Annotated in this window: 13 protein-coding genes; 6 read left to right on the forward strand and 7 right to left on the reverse strand. The window is 63.3% G+C overall.

Features of this window, described 5'->3' with window-relative positions:
* Positions 1 to 2: 2 nt before the first annotated feature.
* The 3 genes from J5M57_RS14410 to J5M57_RS14420 all read right to left on the reverse strand — a co-directional run bounded on the left by J5M57_RS14410 (position 3) and on the right by J5M57_RS14420 (position 1,720).
* Positions 3 to 539 (reverse strand): spore coat U domain-containing protein, encoded by a 537-nt coding sequence (locus tag J5M57_RS14410; RefSeq protein WP_027614606.1) that lies wholly within the window; start codon positions 537 to 539, stop codon positions 3 to 5.
* Positions 540 to 559: 20 nt separating this feature from the next.
* Positions 560 to 1,093 (reverse strand): spore coat U domain-containing protein, encoded by a 534-nt coding sequence (locus J5M57_RS14415; RefSeq protein ID WP_064586947.1) that lies wholly within the window; start codon positions 1,091 to 1,093, stop codon positions 560 to 562.
* A 105-nt stretch (positions 1,094 to 1,198) separates the two neighbouring features.
* Complete coding sequence (locus J5M57_RS14420) at positions 1,199 to 1,720, reverse strand: spore coat U domain-containing protein (RefSeq protein ID WP_064586946.1); 522 nt, start codon at positions 1,718 to 1,720, stop codon at positions 1,199 to 1,201.
* 286 nt (positions 1,721 to 2,006) lie between these two features.
* On the opposite strand from J5M57_RS14420, the gene zapE reads away from it, so the two are divergent.
* Together zapE and J5M57_RS14430 are read left to right on the forward strand one after the other, a co-directional pair.
* On the forward strand, positions 2,007 to 3,128 hold the full coding sequence (gene zapE, locus J5M57_RS14425; protein WP_169840647.1) for a cell division protein ZapE: 1,122 nt from the start codon (positions 2,007 to 2,009) through the stop codon (positions 3,126 to 3,128).
* Between the two features lie 127 nt (positions 3,129 to 3,255).
* Positions 3,256 to 4,569, forward strand: coding sequence for a leucine-rich repeat-containing protein kinase family protein (locus tag J5M57_RS14430; protein ID WP_169840648.1), 1,314 nt, complete (start codon positions 3,256 to 3,258; stop codon positions 4,567 to 4,569).
* A 122-nt stretch (positions 4,570 to 4,691) separates the two neighbouring features.
* Here the strand turns inward: J5M57_RS14430 and J5M57_RS14435 are convergent, their stop codons facing one another.
* A complete protein-coding gene (locus J5M57_RS14435; protein ID WP_083366348.1) occupies positions 4,692 to 5,396 on the reverse strand; it encodes a YebC/PmpR family DNA-binding transcriptional regulator in 705 nt (234 codons plus the stop codon).
* 221 nt (positions 5,397 to 5,617) lie between these two features.
* On the opposite strand from J5M57_RS14435, the gene tssI reads away from it, so the two are divergent.
* Entirely contained in the window at positions 5,618 to 7,006 is a 1,389-nt protein-coding gene (gene tssI, locus J5M57_RS14440) for a type VI secretion system tip protein TssI/VgrG (RefSeq protein ID WP_207849675.1), read from the forward strand.
* Positions 7,007 to 7,009: 3 nt separating this feature from the next.
* Here the strand turns inward: tssI and J5M57_RS14445 are convergent, their stop codons facing one another.
* Both J5M57_RS14445 and J5M57_RS14450 read right to left on the reverse strand, forming a co-directional pair.
* A complete protein-coding gene (locus J5M57_RS14445; RefSeq protein ID WP_207849676.1) occupies positions 7,010 to 8,401 on the reverse strand; it encodes an FAD-dependent oxidoreductase in 1,392 nt (463 codons plus the stop codon).
* Between the two features lie 71 nt (positions 8,402 to 8,472).
* Complete coding sequence (locus tag J5M57_RS14450) at positions 8,473 to 9,798, reverse strand: MFS transporter (RefSeq protein ID WP_207849677.1); 1,326 nt, start codon at positions 9,796 to 9,798, stop codon at positions 8,473 to 8,475.
* A gap of 268 nt (positions 9,799 to 10,066) precedes the next feature.
* On the opposite strand from J5M57_RS14450, the gene J5M57_RS14455 reads away from it, so the two are divergent.
* Positions 10,067 to 10,939, forward strand: coding sequence for a LysR family transcriptional regulator (locus tag J5M57_RS14455; RefSeq protein ID WP_064586939.1), 873 nt, complete (start codon positions 10,067 to 10,069; stop codon positions 10,937 to 10,939).
* Between the two features lie 108 nt (positions 10,940 to 11,047).
* Here J5M57_RS14455 and J5M57_RS14460 read toward each other — a convergent pair whose 3' ends face one another.
* Positions 11,048 to 11,908 (reverse strand): LysR substrate-binding domain-containing protein, encoded by an 861-nt coding sequence (locus J5M57_RS14460; protein WP_083366351.1) that lies wholly within the window; start codon positions 11,906 to 11,908, stop codon positions 11,048 to 11,050.
* 112 nt (positions 11,909 to 12,020) lie between these two features.
* On the opposite strand from J5M57_RS14460, the gene J5M57_RS14465 reads away from it, so the two are divergent.
* Positions 12,021 to 13,130 carry a 2-aminoethylphosphonate--pyruvate transaminase gene (locus J5M57_RS14465; protein ID WP_207849678.1) on the forward strand — a complete coding sequence of 370 codons (1,110 nt, stop codon included), beginning with the start codon at positions 12,021 to 12,023 and terminating at the stop codon, positions 13,128 to 13,130.
* A gap of 141 nt (positions 13,131 to 13,271) precedes the next feature.
* Positions 13,272 to 14,099 (forward strand): phosphonoacetaldehyde hydrolase, encoded by an 828-nt coding sequence (phnX, locus tag J5M57_RS14470; RefSeq protein WP_064586936.1) that lies wholly within the window; start codon positions 13,272 to 13,274, stop codon positions 14,097 to 14,099.
* The last annotated feature ends 189 nt before the right edge of the window (positions 14,100 to 14,288 follow it).

A 14,288-nucleotide genomic window follows, 5' to 3' on the forward strand; every position in this document is an offset into this window, starting at 1 on the left:
CATCAGAACGTCAGTTCGACAGCGACGGTGTCGGTGTACGTCCCCGCCGGCAGCCCGGCCTTGCCCACTGCCTGACCGTAGATGTTCACCGTCTGCGCCACGCCGGTGCTGGTCGCCAGGTTGATCGTGCCGTCAATCGGCAGCAGCTGCGAGTGGCCGGCATCGGTGTAGAAATCGTACGGCACGTAGTTGGCGACACCGTCGTACAACGCGCGCGCGCCGCCTGGCGATTGCCCGTCGTGGGCACCCGCGCGCACCTTGACCACCGGTGTCGTACCACTGGAGCAGAGAATCGACAGCGCCCCGCCACCGCCGCCCAGCACCTGGCCGCTGGCGGTGGTAAACAGGCTGTTGGCGGTGCCGAAGTTCAGCGCACCGAAGTTCAGCCCGGTGGAGCCGCCGGCGCCGTTGACCTGACAGCTGCTGATCAGGGTCAGGCTGGCGGTGATCTGGCCGGTGACAGTGGTGGCGGCGTGGGCACTGGAAACCAGCGTCAGGCCGAGCAACGACAAACCTATCCTTGATGCAAACTTGCGCATGGTGTCCGTCCTCTACGGGGTTACCAGTCGAGCGTCACCGTCAGCGTGTCGGTATAGACACCTGCCGGTACCGCGCGGGTATTCGCCACCACCGAGCCAAATACCGGAATGGGTATCTGCGCACCGCTGGTGACAGCGAAATTGTGTTGTTGGCCGATGCTGTAGCGCTGGCTCCCGGAGGCATCCAGGAACAGCTGATAAGGCAGGGTCTGGCGCCCGTTGCTCAGGCGGCGGGTGGTGCCGTCACCGTGGGTGCCGCCGTCAATGGTGACGGTAAACCCGGTGACCGAAGGATTGCAGGCGACATTCAGTTTGCCGCTGCTGTCACCGTCGAGTGCGGCCTTGATCGGCGCGTTCCAGGTCGGCCCCTGCTGACCGAAATCGAGCGTACCCAGGTTGCTCACCGGGATCGCGGGGGTTGCACTGTTGGTGACTTCGCAGCCGGCCATCAGGATCAGCCGCGCCTGTATCTGCCCACTGACCACCGCCCGTGCGTCGTCAGCGAGCAACAGCAGCGTACCTGTGGCGATGACCATCCAGTGCTTGCCTGTCATTGCGCCCGTCCCTACTCCTTCAGGATGCCTGCTTACCTTGCGTTCATCATTGAACGCCCCTTCCCTGCGCAACCCGCCTCCAGCGGATTGCCTGAAACCCTGCACTCACCAGGTCACGGTGACCTTCAGCAGATCCGAATACCGACTGACCTGCGGCACCTGCGCCAGACGCTCGATCCGCGCGTACAGCGGCAGTTCCACGGTGCCGGTGTCCGGCACCCGGCCACTGACCGGCACGTCCACTACCAGTGGCACCCGCCGCGCCGCATCCTGATACAGGCGATACGGAATCGGTTTACTGCCAGCCGCTCCCGCCAGGTAGCGAACCTCACCGACGCCACCGTGCAGGCCGCCGTCGACACGCAATTGATACGGCGTGTCGGGGTTGCATTCCAGGCGCGGCAAGCGTTGATTGGTCAACGCCGCGCCCAGTGGCCCGGCCGGATCGTCGAGACGCGCGGTGCTGCCGAAATCCAGCACGCCCAGTTGTTCGATGCCGGCCTCACGCTGCTGGCCGACCAGTTGGCAACCGCGCTGCACGTCAACGCGGACTTCAACCTGAAGATCCGCCGCGAACACCGCGCTGGCCAGTAACCCGAGCAGGCCCACCACCACACGTGCAATCACTGGCCCATTCCTTGTGAGCGAACACTTAGATGACGTTATTGTGTTTCAGGTTAGCAACGGTCGACGAATCTGCCAGTCGATTGGATCCATTGATTTGCCGGGATATGTTTCGAAAGATTGGCAACAAAGCGAAAGACATCGCTGAAAATAACTGGACGGCCCGCACGGTTTTGTTCCGTGATCGCCCACTGTCGACGAGCCGCGATGGCAGGTTGCCGCGAGCTCTGGTTACACTACGGCGCCGCGCTCCCGGGCGCCGGTTCGATGAATACGGAGTGACTGCACAGTGCCCTCTCGAGCGCCCAAACGATCGCCACTGACCCTGCGCTGGTCGGCGTTGCGCCGCTGGTTCGCCAAGGGCCGGCCAGCCAATGCCGGGCATGACGCCAATGCCCAGTCGATTCGCGATTACTTCCGGCACAAGGCCCTGGGCCAGGGGTACACCCTCAGCCACAGCCAACAGCGAGTCATCGATTGCATGGCGCAGCAGGCCAGCCTGTTGTTCGGCGCCAACCCGCAAACACCGCCGAGCCTGTACCTGCATGGCGCAGTCGGACGCGGCAAGAGCTGGTTGCTGGACGGTTTTTTCCAGGCGCTGCCGACCGCGCAAAAACAGCGCGTGCATTTCCATGAATTCTTTGCCCGGCTGCATCAGGGCATGTTCAACCATCGTCAACACGACGACGCCCTCGGCGTGACCCTCGACGAGCTGTTGGACGATTGCCGGGTCCTGTGTTTCGACGAGTTTCATGTGCATGACATCGGCGATGCGATGCTCATCACCCGCCTGTTCAAGGCCTTGTTCCAGCGCGGCATCCTGTTGCTGGTGACCTCCAATTATCCGCCGGAAGGCCTGCTGCCCAATCCGCTGTATCACGCCCGGTTCAAACCGGTGATCGATCTGATCAATGCACGGATGCAAGTGATGGAAGTCGGCGGCCCGCACGATTACCGCAGTCACCCGAGCAACCACGCGCATCAGCTGTTCACCCAGGGCCACTATGTGTGGCCGGCCACACCGACTCAGCGCCAGAGCCTGAACCTGCCGCCCGAGGAGGTGCCCGCCATTGCCTTGCCCGTGGGCAGCCGACACGTCCAGGCGCGCCTGTGTGAGGGGCGTCGGGTCGCTTTCACGTTCAACGATGTGTGCGAGCAACCGACAGCGGTGATGGACTATCTGGAGCTGTGCCGGCGCTTCGACCAGTGGATCATCGACGATCTGCCGGAACTGGACGAGTGCTCGATGGCCGCGCAACAACGCTTCATCAACCTGATCGACGTGCTCTACGACCAGGACAAACACCTGACCCTGCTCAGCCGCTTGCCGCTGCGCGAGGCCCTCGGCGGCAACGCCATCGACCTGGCCCGCACCCGCAGCCGTTTGGGACAATTGCAGGAAGTGCACTGACCTGCACAGATCCTACCGGGATCAGGGCGTTCTTCAGGTTCAGGTCAGGCCAAACCCCGGCTTTGCCGTTATCATGTCGCCCATTCCGAGCGCTTGGCGCTTCTCTTCCTGGACAGTGACCCACTCCATGCACACCCTTGCTCAATTGCGCGCCGGCGAGTTGTCGGGCATTACCCGGCTAGATCTGTCTTGCGGACTGACCGAGTTCCCCCGGGAAATTTTCGAGCTGGCCGATACGCTGGAGGTGCTCAACCTCAGCGGCAACGCCTTGAGCAGCCTGCCTGACGATCTGCATCGGCTGACCAGAATGCGCATTCTGTTCTGCTCGGACAACCGCTTCACCGAGGTGCCGGCCTGCGTCGGTCAATGCGCGGCGCTGACCATGATCGGTTTCAAGGCCAACCGCATCAGCCACGTGGCGGGCGCTGCACTGCCGCCGCTGTTGCGCTGGTTGATCCTGACCGACAACTGCCTCGAAAGCCTGCCGAATGAACTGGGCGAGCGCCCGTACCTGCAAAAACTGCTGTTGGCCGGCAATCGCCTGCAAGCGCTGCCGGTGTCGATGCGCCAATGTCATCGTCTGGAACTGATCCGCATCGCCGCCAACCGCCTGCGCGAACTGCCGCAGTGGCTGCTGACCCTGCCGAGCCTGACCTGGCTGGCGTATGCCGGCAACCCGCTGGAAACCGAAGCCGACGCCGCCGCGCTGGAGGCCACGCCGTTGATCGACTGGTCGGCGCTGCGTCTGCAAGAGCGCCTGGGCGAAGGCGCTTCCGGGGTGATATCCCGGGCGCTGTGGCAACGCGCCGACCGCTCGCCCACGCCGGTCGCGGTAAAACTGTACAAAGGCGAGATGACCAGCGACGGTTCGCCGCTGCACGAGATGAACGCCTGCATCACTGCCGGCCTGCACCCCAACCTGATTCGCGTCGAGGGCCGCATTCACGGTCATCCTGACGGCCAACAAGGTCTGGTGATGCAACTGATCGACCCGAGCTTCCGCAACCTCGCGGCATTGCCGAGCCTGGCCAGTTGCTCGCGGGATGTTTACAGCGAGGATTGCCGGTTCAGTGCCGAGGTGGCGTTGAACATTGCCCGAGGCATCGCTTCAGCGGCCGAACACCTGCATCAACAGGGCATCACCCACGGTGACCTCTATGGCCACAACATTTTGTTGAACGATCAGGGCGATTGCCTGCTGGGGGATTTCGGCGCGGCGTCGTTCCATGCCACCACCGACAACCCGGAAACACGGGCGCTGCAACGCATCGAAGTGCGGGCGTTCGGGATTCTGCTTGGGGAATTGCTGGCGCGCATCGACTCGGGGTTGAGCGATGAGCGGCGCGAGCGTCTGCAAGCGCTGGAACAGCGTTGCTGTCAGGCGGATGTGCTGGCGCGACCGGGGTTTGGCGAAGTGATCGAGGTGCTGGAAAAGCTGTAACTGACGCAAATCCTGTGGCGAGGGAGCTTGCTCCCGCTGGACGCAAAGCCATCCCGAAAACAACGACTGCTGCGCAGCCGAGCGGGAGCAAGCTCCCTCGCCACAGTTATCTTTGCAACAGATCAGCCCGCCAGACCGACAAACATGTCCTGCACGTCATCGTGGTTGTCGAGGCCTTCGAGGAAGGCTTCGACTTCAGCCATCTGCTCGGCACTCAAACCGCTGACCGGGTTTTTCGGCTGGTAGCCGAGTTTGGCCGACAGCACGGTGAAGCCTTGCTCAGGCAGGGCTTTCTGCACCGCGTCGAGGTCGGTCGGATCGGTCAGGAACAGGGTCGCGCCCTCTTCACCCGGCTCGAAGTCCTGGGCACCGGCCTCGATCGCGGCCATTTCCGGATCGGCGTCCGGGCTGTCCGGCGACGCTTCGATCATGCCGACATGGTTGAAGTCCCAGGCCACCGAACCGGAAGCGCCGAGTTGACCCTTGCGGAAAGCCACGCGGATTTCTGCAACGGTGCGGTTGATGTTGTCGGTAACGCACTCGACGATCAACGGAACCTGATGCGGCGCAAAACCTTCGTACGTCACACGGTGGTACTGCACGGTTTCGCCCAGCAGGCCGGCGCCTTTCTTGATGGCGCGGTCCAGGGTTTCCTTGGGCATCGAGGCTTTCTTGGCCTGCTCGACCACCAGACGCAGGTGTGCGTTGGTGGCGGTATCGGCACCGTTGCGGGCAGCGATGGTGATTTCTTTCACCAGTTTGCCGAAGATCTTGCCCTTGGCGTTGGCTGCCGCTTCTTTGTGTTTAACCTTCCACTGTGCGCCCATTACTCACTCTCTTGATCTGTGGCGCCGAGACATCTATTGGCCGACGCGTGGCGCCAAGTTTATACGGCCTAAAGTCGGCAATCGACCAAAAAAATGCATTGTTGAATCGACATCTTCACCAGACCTTGTAGGGCGATTCTGAAAATCCCACTGGCCATGACCATTCGTGCTCGCGTTTTCGTACCCTCTGCCGCCCGAATTGCCCCACAGAGCCCTTACGCATGCTCAACGACCAGGAAACCCCGTTCACCCTGACCCTGACCGACGGCCCGTTGTGCCTGCCGGTGCTGCGTTTCAGTGGCAAGGAAGCCCTCAATCAACCTTTTCGTTTCGAGGTTGACGTGATCGGCCTGGCCCCGGCACTCCCCCCGAGCAGCCTGCTGCGCCAACCGGCGTATTTGCGTCTGGGTGCCGATCACGGGATTCACGGGCTGATCCACAGCGTCAGTTGCGAGCACCGCGCCAGCCACCGGATCGGCTATCGGCTGAGCCTGGTCCCGCAGCTGCTGAACCTGGCGCAGGCGCCGCGGCGCCGGGTCTTCGTGCAGGCGAGCGTCCCGGCCATCCTCGCGCAATTGCTCGGCGAACACGGGTTGGCGGCAGACACTTACCGGATCGAGATGAGCGTCGGCCACTACCCGCCGCGGCCGTTTTGCATTCAGTACGAGGAAAGCGATCTGGACGTGCTGCAACGCCTGTGCGAGGAAGAAGGCATCCACTATCACTTCGAACACCGGCCGCACGGGCATGTCGTGGTGTTTGCCGATGACAACCTCAGCCTGCCGCAGGAACCGCTGCCGGTGCCCTTCGCCGTAGCGGACGACAGCCCTTCACCGCGCCTCAGCAGCCTGTTTCAGCGGCATGACGCGACACCGCTGGTGACCGCGCCAGGCATTCGCAATCGTGGCCAGCAGGTCATCGCCGATGACGCGGCCAATCACCCCCTGCCCACGCTCAATCCCTTGCAGCTGTCGGGCGAGCAGCGCCACGCCGAACAACGCAGCCGGCGCCATTTGCAGCGCCAGCGCTGCCAGTCCCGCTCGATCCACGGACGCAGCGATTGCAGCGCACTGCGCAGCGGGCAGCTGCTACAGATCAGCGGGCACCCGATCAATGCGTTCAACGAACAATGGCTGATCACCGAGCTGCAGCATCAAGGCCAACACCCGTCGATCCTCGATCCGGCGAGCGACGTGCATCGCTATCGCAATGACTTCAGCGCCCTGCCCTGGTCCACCGAGTTTCGCCCGCCCCTGGTGCAACCGCGTCCGAACATCGCGGGCTATCATCTGGCGCGGGTACTGGGCGCGCCCGGTCAGCCGGCGCAACTGGATGAGCGGGGGCGCATCGCGGTCAGCCTGTGGCCGGCGCCGGACGTGGAAACGGTTTGTCTGTGGCTACCGATTGCACTGACCGGCGCCAGTGGCCGCCTCGCCGCCCATGAACTGCCCCGCGCCGGCAGTGAGGTATGGGTGAGTTTTCTCGACAGTGATCCGGATCGACCGATCCTGTGCCTCGCCAACTCGCGCCCTCCCGCGCCGAGTGAACCGGCGCCGACGAGCGACAGCAGCCTGCTGCTCGACTGGCTGCTCAACAGCGCCGATCCGTAGCACTCAGCCCTTGTCGGCCTTGCCCGCCGCTGCGGCGAACTTCGCCAGGCGCACGTCCAGATGCCGTGGCCGGCGACCGTGATCCTCGGCGCGCTCCTTGCGGCGGATGGCGTTGCGCACCATCAGCGAGCCGAGGTAACGGATCGGTTCCGGCGGAAAATAACCCAGCGGCCCGTTGACCAGTGGCGAGCGGGTCCACGGGTTGTCGAGGCCTTGCACCAGCGACGCAAGAATCTGCCCGCCCATGTGACACGGGCCGACGCCGCTGCCGGAATAACCGAAGCCGTAAAACACATTGCCGCTGGCGCTCATCTGCCCGAAAAACGGTAACCCGGTGACCGAGCGATCCGACGGCCCGTTCCACGTCGCGTCGACTTTTACCTCGGCAAAGGCCGGGAAGAAGTCGCCGAGGCTGCGTTTGAGCAACCCGGCGTACGGCGAAGGCTGATCGAACACTGGCAGCATCCGCCCGCCATAGGCGAAGGTATTGCCGCCCTTGCCGAGCATGATCCGGCCGTCCGGGGTGTTGTGGTAGTAGTGCACGAAAATCCGCGAGTCGAGCACGGTGACGCCACTGGTCAAACCGATGTCCTGCAGCAGATCCGGGCGCGGTTCGGTGATCAGCATGTCGCTGGAAACAATCGCCACGCTGCGTTCGAACTGCGGGAACGCCCGGGCCATCCACGCGTTCATCGCCAGCACCACACGGTCGGCGATCACGCTGCCGGTGGCCGTGTGGATACGCGCCGGGCGGCCTCCTTCCAGCCCGGTCATCGCCGTGTTTTCGTGGATCTTCACGCCCAGCTGCAACGCCACCCGGCGCAGCCCGCGCACCAGTTTGCCCGGTTGCACACTGGCTGCTGCCGGGGAGAACCAGCCTTCCAGATGCTTGCTCGATCCGGCCATGCGCTGCACATCGGCCAGCGGACGCTGGGTGAAGGAGTTGATGCCATTACGCTCCAGCGCCGCGATCACCGCGTCGGTCGAACCGACCTGCGCCCGGTTGGTGGCGGTGTACAGCGTGCCGTCGAGGCGGTAATCGGCATCGACACCGTACTGTTCGCAGAACTCGCCGATCGCATGAATGCTGCGTTCGGACTCCTTGACCAGGCGCACCGCCTCCTCGACGCCGAACAGGCGCTCGAGGGTGAAGTACTTGGCCGACCACGACAGCGCGCAGCCACCGTTACGCCCACTGGCGCCGGCGCCGCAGATGTCGGCTTCGATCAACAGCACATCGAGTTCCGGGTTCTGCTGCTTAAGCATGATCGCTGTCCACAGCCCGGTGTAGCCGCCGCCGACGATGCACACATCGGTGCGCACTTCGCCCTGCAGCGGCGGGCAAGTCGGGGATGGATCGGCCTGCAAGGCCTGCTCGAGCCAAAACGGTCGCATGGGATTCTCCAGTCAAATGGCCACGACACAGCCTGCCGCGAGCACCGCAGCAGGCCGCGAGGCAAGGGTTTTCAGTTACGCAGAGGTTTGATGGTCAGCGGGCAATTGGGAATGGACGCGCGCGGTTCCATGACCCCCACCGGACGGCTGTTCCAGTGTGGAATCAACACCAGTGCCGAGAACAACGCGCAGCCGGCGAAGACGATAAACACGGTCACCGAATCGAAGTAACCCGGCAGCAATCCACCGAGCACCGCGCCGACCGAGCCGCAACCGTTGACGAAACCGGCCGCCGTGGCACCGGCCTTGGCCTTGCCGAAATCGATGGCGGCGGCGCCGCTGATCATCGAATCCGGTCCGTACAGCGTCAGGCCCATGACAAACAGCAACGCCACCACCAGCATCACGCTGCCGGTGTGCAGTGCGCCCATGAACAGCGCCAGGGTCACGGTCAGCGCCAGCAGGCTGAGCACGCAGGCCGGCATGCGCCGGGCGCCGAACAGTTTGTCCGAGGCCATGCCGATCATGATCGGCCCCAGCAGCCCGGCCAGTTCGAACGAGGTGGGAATGATCGCCGCGCCGACCTTGCCGACGCTCGGCATCTGTTCGAAGACGATCACCGGGCCCCACAGCAGAATCGCGTAACGCGCCGGTTTCAACATGAAGTACGCGAGGCCCAGTACCAGCACCGTGCGGTTGCGCAGGATTTCCTTCAATGGCTCCCAGACGCTGAGTTTGCTGTTGGCTTCAGTCTCTTCAGCGCTCAGTTCCGGCTCCGGCTCTACCGCCGGCAAACCGACATCTTCCGGTTTGTTGCGCTGAAAGATAAAGAACAGCACCGCGACCACCGCCACGACCGCCGCGCTGGAAATGAACGCCGCGTGCCAGGTGCCCATCAGCGTATACGCCCACCAGCCGGCGAACGGCGAGGCGACCAGACCGCCGAACGCATAGCAGGAGCTCCACAATCCGAGCACCCGGCCACGCTGCTGCGCCGGGAAGAAACTGCCGAGGTTCTTGCATAACCCCGACCAACCGGTGGACTGCGCCAGCCCCTGAATCAGCATGCAGGTGGCGAAGATCGGCAGCGTGGCGAAGCTGCCCATCACCAGCGCGGCACCGGCGGAAATCAGCAAGCCGCCCAGCACCACGACCCGCGGGCCAAAGCGGTCGGCGAGCATGCCCCAGGTGAATTGGCCGATGGCGTAGGCCGCCAGATAGATCGCGTCGAGGTTGGCCATGGCCATCTTGTCGAGCATGAAGGTCGGGTCTTCGGCGATGCCCAGTTTGGCCACCGAAAAGGCTTTGCGGGTGAAGTAGAAAGCGGCGTACGCGAGCCAGGTGATAGCGAAGATCTGCATGCGCCAACGCGCAAGGGTGCCGATGTGCTTGTTCATTGTGGTTCTGACCTCAGGGTGTGAGTGTGCCGGCAGAATCGTTAAGTAAACGCCTGTGTTTTTTATTGTTGAGCACTGCGCCAGCGCCTTTTCCCTATAGCGCTGGCGGTCAGATGAGTCCTGTTGATGCACGCACAGGCTCATCGCCAGCGTTGCTGCCCGAGCGGCAGTCAGCGATGGCGTGAGCGGATCAAAGCAATTACTGTTTAATAAATAAAATCGATTTATCGTATTTCACACATAAGCTCAGCTTGTTTCTGGAGGCTACATGTCGGTGTCTCACGCCCAGCTCAAAGCCTTCCACGCCGTGGCCGTTCATGGAAGCTTCACCAAAGCCGCCGAACGGCTTTTTCTCACGCAACCGGCGATTTCCGACCAGGTGCGCAAACTCGAAGAGCGCTTCGGCGTTTTACTCTTTCATCGCAATAAACGTTCCGTGCGCCTGACCGATCTTGGCGAGCGCCTGCTGGCAATCACCCAGCGCCTGTTTGTGATTGAGGCTGAAGCCCAGGAGTTGTTGCAGGAATCCCAGGCGTTGCAGACCGGCAGCCTGATTCTCGCGGTCGATGCCCCGGTCCATGTGCTGCCGCAGATCGCCCGGTTCTGCGAGCGCTACCCGGGGATCAGCGTGAAGATCGAAACCGGCAACACCGACGAATCGCTGTTTCGCCTGTTCAACTATCAGGCCGATCTGGCGCTGCTGGGGCGTGATGTCAGTGATGAGCGTTTGCTGTGCGTGCCGCTGCGCAACGACCCGATGGTGGCGTTCGTGTCGCGCAATCATCCCTGGTCCGAACGTGAGTCGATCTGCCTGGCGGATCTGGATGACACGCCACTGGTGTTGCGCGAACACGGTTCGGTGACCCGACAGACTCTGGAAGAAGAAATGGCGCGCGCCGGGTTTCGCATTCGCCCGGCGATTCAGGTCGAAGGCCGGGAAGCCGCGCGTGAGGCGGTGGTGGTGGGGATTGGTGTGGGCGTGGTATCGGCGGCGGAGTTCGGCGCGGACTCGCGGGTGTGCGCGCTGCCGATCACCGATTGCACCCGGCGTTTGACCGAGACCCTGGTGTGCTTGCGCGAGCAGAGTTCGCGGCGGGTGGTGGCGACGTTTCTCGATATGGTTCGCGAGAGCCTGGTGTAAGACAGGTCCGACCTCATCGCGAGCAGGCTCACTCCTACAGGGGGATTTGATTTCACCGCAAGTCCCATGTAGGAGTGAGCCTGCTCGCGATTGGGGTACCACGGTGTATCAGGCCGGCGCCAGACCAAAGAACGCCTGAATCAAGCGCAACTCCCGCCGCCGCTCCATGCAACCGATCATGTGCCGGTTCACCAGCCCCTCCCCGACAATCGGAATCGCCACCACCCGCGGGTCATGGCTGACTTCCACCGATGACACCACGCCCACCCCCAGTTCAGCAGCAACCGCCTCGGTCACGGCCTCGCGGCTGTCCAATTCCAGCAGCACCCGCGGATTCACCGCCGCCTGCGCGCACGCCTGATCGAAGGTGCGGCGGGTAATCGAGGTCGGCTCGCGCAAGACCATGATCACCTGATCCAGCTCCTTGAGCTGCACCTCGCCGGCACGCTGCGCCCACCCATGCCCGGCGGGCACCAGCGCGCAGATCCGCGACTCGCTCAACGCTTGCAGATGCAGGCCCTTGCGCGGTTCGACTTCGGTCAGCACCGCCACATCGGCGTGCTCGGACAACAGCGCGGCGAGGGTTTCCTGGGCATTGCCCAAGCGCAGATTGACCGTGATTCCCGGATACCGCGCGCGCAGGCTGGCGAGCATCGGCATGACCATGTGCGGGCCGTCCGCCGCCACTTCGAGACGCCCGGTGAGCAATTGGCGGTTGGCTTCGAGCAGGGTCTGCGCCTCTTCCGCGAGACCGAACATCGCCCGAGTGATCGCCGCCAGTTTGGTGCCCTCCTCGGTCAGCTCCACCCGTCGCGCGGTGCGCCGCAGCAAGGTGATCTGGTAGTGCTCCTCCAGCGCCTTGATGTGTCCGGTGACCGCTGGCTGGCTAATGAACAACCGCGCGGCGGCACGGGTGAAGCTGCCTTCCCGGGCCACGGCGTCGAAGGCGCGCAGCTGGAACAGATTCATGAATAACCCTCACTGATGGCTGGCATAACAACAAACAATTTGATTGATGCACCGCCGAATTGCAACGTATGCCCCGTAGCTTCATCCCACAGCGCTTCCCGAGGACACACGAATGAGTATCGCCGAACCCATCCTGCTCACTCCCGGCCCGTTGACCACTTCGGCCCGCACCCGCCAGGCGATGATGGTCGACTGGGGGTCATGGGATGACCGCTTCAATCAACTGACCGCCAGCCTCTGCGAACAACTGCTGGCGATCATCAACGGTGCCGCCAGCCACCATTGCGTGCCGTTGCAGGGCAGCGGCACCTTCGCCGTCGAAGCCGCCATCGGCACGTTGGTGCCGCGTGACGGCAAAATCCTGGTGCTGATCAACGGCGCCTACGGCAAGCGTCTGGCGAAAATCTGCGAAGTCTTGGGGCGCGCGTTCAGCACCTTCGAAACCGCCGAGGACGAACCGACCACCGCCGCCGACGTCGATCGTCTGTTGCGCGCCGATGGCGACATTACCCACGTCGCGCTGATCCACTGCGAAACCAGCACCGGCATCCTCAACCCGCTGGCGGAAATCGCCGATGTCGTGGCACAACACGGCAAGCGCCTGATCATCGATGCCATGAGCTCGTTCGGCGCATTGCCGGTGGATGCGCAAAAGGTGCCGTTCGACGCGCTGATCGCTGCCTCCGGCAAATGCCTGGAAGGCGTACCGGGGATGGGCTTCGTGTTTGCTCGCAAAGAATCACTGGCCGCAGCCGCCGGCCATTCGCATTCGCTGGCGATGGACCTGTATGACCAACACGCTTATATGCAGAAGACCGGCCAGTGGCGTTTCACCCCGCCGACCCACGTGGTCGCGGCGCTGCACGAAGCGCTGCTGCAGTACAACGAAGAAGGTGGCCTGCCGGCCCGCCATGCACGGTACGCCGCCAACTGTCAGGCGCTGATGGAGGAGATGGGCAAGCTCGGGCTGCGCAGCTTCCTGCCGGCGGCGATCCAGGCGCCGATCATCGCCACCTTCCATGCGCCGCAAGACCCGCGCTATCAGTTCAAGGACTTCTACGAACGGGTCAAGGCCAAGGGCTACATCCTCTACCCCGGCAAACTGACCCAAGTCGAAACCTTCCGCGTCGGCTGCATCGGCCACGTCAGCCCGGACGACATGCGCCAGGCTGTGGCCGCCGTGGGCGAAGTGCTGCGCGAGATGGAAGTGCTCGATATCTAAACCACACCACAAATCCCCCTGTAGGAGTGAGCCTGCTCGCGATGAGGTCGTGTCAGTCGACCAAGATGTTTAATGACCATCCGCTATCGCGAGCAGGCTCACTCCTACATTGAATTGCATTTCAACTCAGGAATTTTTGCCATGAACTACACCAACCCAACCCAGCTGCAAGCCGCCATCCTCGACTGGGCCGGCACCGTGGTCGATTTCGGCTCGTTCGCCCCGACGCAGATCTTCGTCGAGGCCTTCGCCGAGTTCGACGTTCAGGTCTCCATCGAAGAGGCCCGTGGCCCGATGGGCATGGGCAAGTGGGACCACATCCGCACCCTGTGCGATCAGCCGCAGGTCGCCGAGCGCTATCGCAAAGCGTTCGGCCGCACCCCGACCGACGATGACGTCACCGCGATCTACAACCGCTTCATGCCGCTGCAGATCGAGAAGATCGCCGAACACTCGGCGCTGATTCCCGGCGCGCTAGACACCATCGCCAACCTGCGCCAGCAAGGGATCAAGATCGGTTCCTGCTCCGGCTACCCGAAACAGGTGATGGACAAGGTCGTGGCCCTCGCCGCCAGCAACGGCTACGTCGCCGACCACGTGGTCGCCACCGACGAGGTGCCGAACGGTCGCCCATGGCCGGCTCAGGCCCTGGCCAACGTGATTGCGCTGGGCATCGACGACGTCGCGGCCTGCGTGAAGATCGACGACACCGTGCCGGGCATCCTCGAAGGCCGTCGCGCCGGGATGTGGACCGTGGCGCTGATCTGCTCGGGCAACGCGCTGGGCCTGGATTACGCCGGTTACCGGGCGCTGGGCAGCGACGAACTGGCCAGCGAACGCGAGCGCATCCACGCGCTGTTCGCCGGTTCGCGCCCGCACTACATGATCGACACCATCAGCGACCTGCCGGAAGTGATTGCCGACATCAACAAGCGCCTGGCCAACGGCGAGATGCCGCAATCGAGCTGATCGTGCCTTTTACGTAAACCACAAAAAACGCCAGGGTCGTCGCGACACTGGCGTTTTTTATGGGCATTGCTCTGAGTCAGCGCAGTGAAACTCCGCGCGGCATCAGGCAAATCCGCCAAAGCGGATTACAGTTAAAGCATGCCGTCGCACAACAACGGCACGTGGCGACCCTGATCTGTGAGGAAACAC

The organism is Pseudomonas sp. 86_A, assembly GCF_017491705.1.
GTDB classification, from domain to species: Bacteria; Pseudomonadota; Gammaproteobacteria; order Pseudomonadales; family Pseudomonadaceae; genus Aquipseudomonas; species Aquipseudomonas koreensis.

Bases quoted from the DNA above. Each gene is read 5' to 3' on its own strand.
- J5M57_RS14410 (WP_027614606.1), bottom strand. From the start codon at position 539: ATGCGCAAGTTTGCATCAAGGATAGGTTTGTCGTTGCTCGGCCTGACG.
- J5M57_RS14415 (WP_064586947.1), bottom strand. From the start codon at position 1,093: ATGACAGGCAAGCACTGGATGGTCATCGCCACAGGTACGCTGCTGTTG.
- J5M57_RS14430 (WP_169840648.1), top strand. From the start codon at position 3,256: ATGCACACCCTTGCTCAATTGCGCGCCGGCGAGTTGTCGGGCATTACC.
- J5M57_RS14435 (WP_083366348.1), bottom strand. From the start codon at position 5,396: ATGGGCGCACAGTGGAAGGTTAAACACAAAGAAGCGGCAGCCAACGCC.
- tssI (WP_207849675.1), top strand. From the start codon at position 5,618: ATGCTCAACGACCAGGAAACCCCGTTCACCCTGACCCTGACCGACGGC.
- J5M57_RS14445 (WP_207849676.1), bottom strand. From the start codon at position 8,401: ATGCGACCGTTTTGGCTCGAGCAGGCCTTGCAGGCCGATCCATCCCCG.
- J5M57_RS14450 (WP_207849677.1), bottom strand. From the start codon at position 9,798: ATGAACAAGCACATCGGCACCCTTGCGCGTTGGCGCATGCAGATCTTC.
- J5M57_RS14455 (WP_064586939.1), top strand. From the start codon at position 10,067: ATGTCGGTGTCTCACGCCCAGCTCAAAGCCTTCCACGCCGTGGCCGTT.
- J5M57_RS14460 (WP_083366351.1), bottom strand. From the start codon at position 11,908: ATGAATCTGTTCCAGCTGCGCGCCTTCGACGCCGTGGCCCGGGAAGGC.
- J5M57_RS14465 (WP_207849678.1), top strand. From the start codon at position 12,021: ATGAGTATCGCCGAACCCATCCTGCTCACTCCCGGCCCGTTGACCACT.
- phnX (WP_064586936.1), top strand. From the start codon at position 13,272: ATGAACTACACCAACCCAACCCAGCTGCAAGCCGCCATCCTCGACTGG.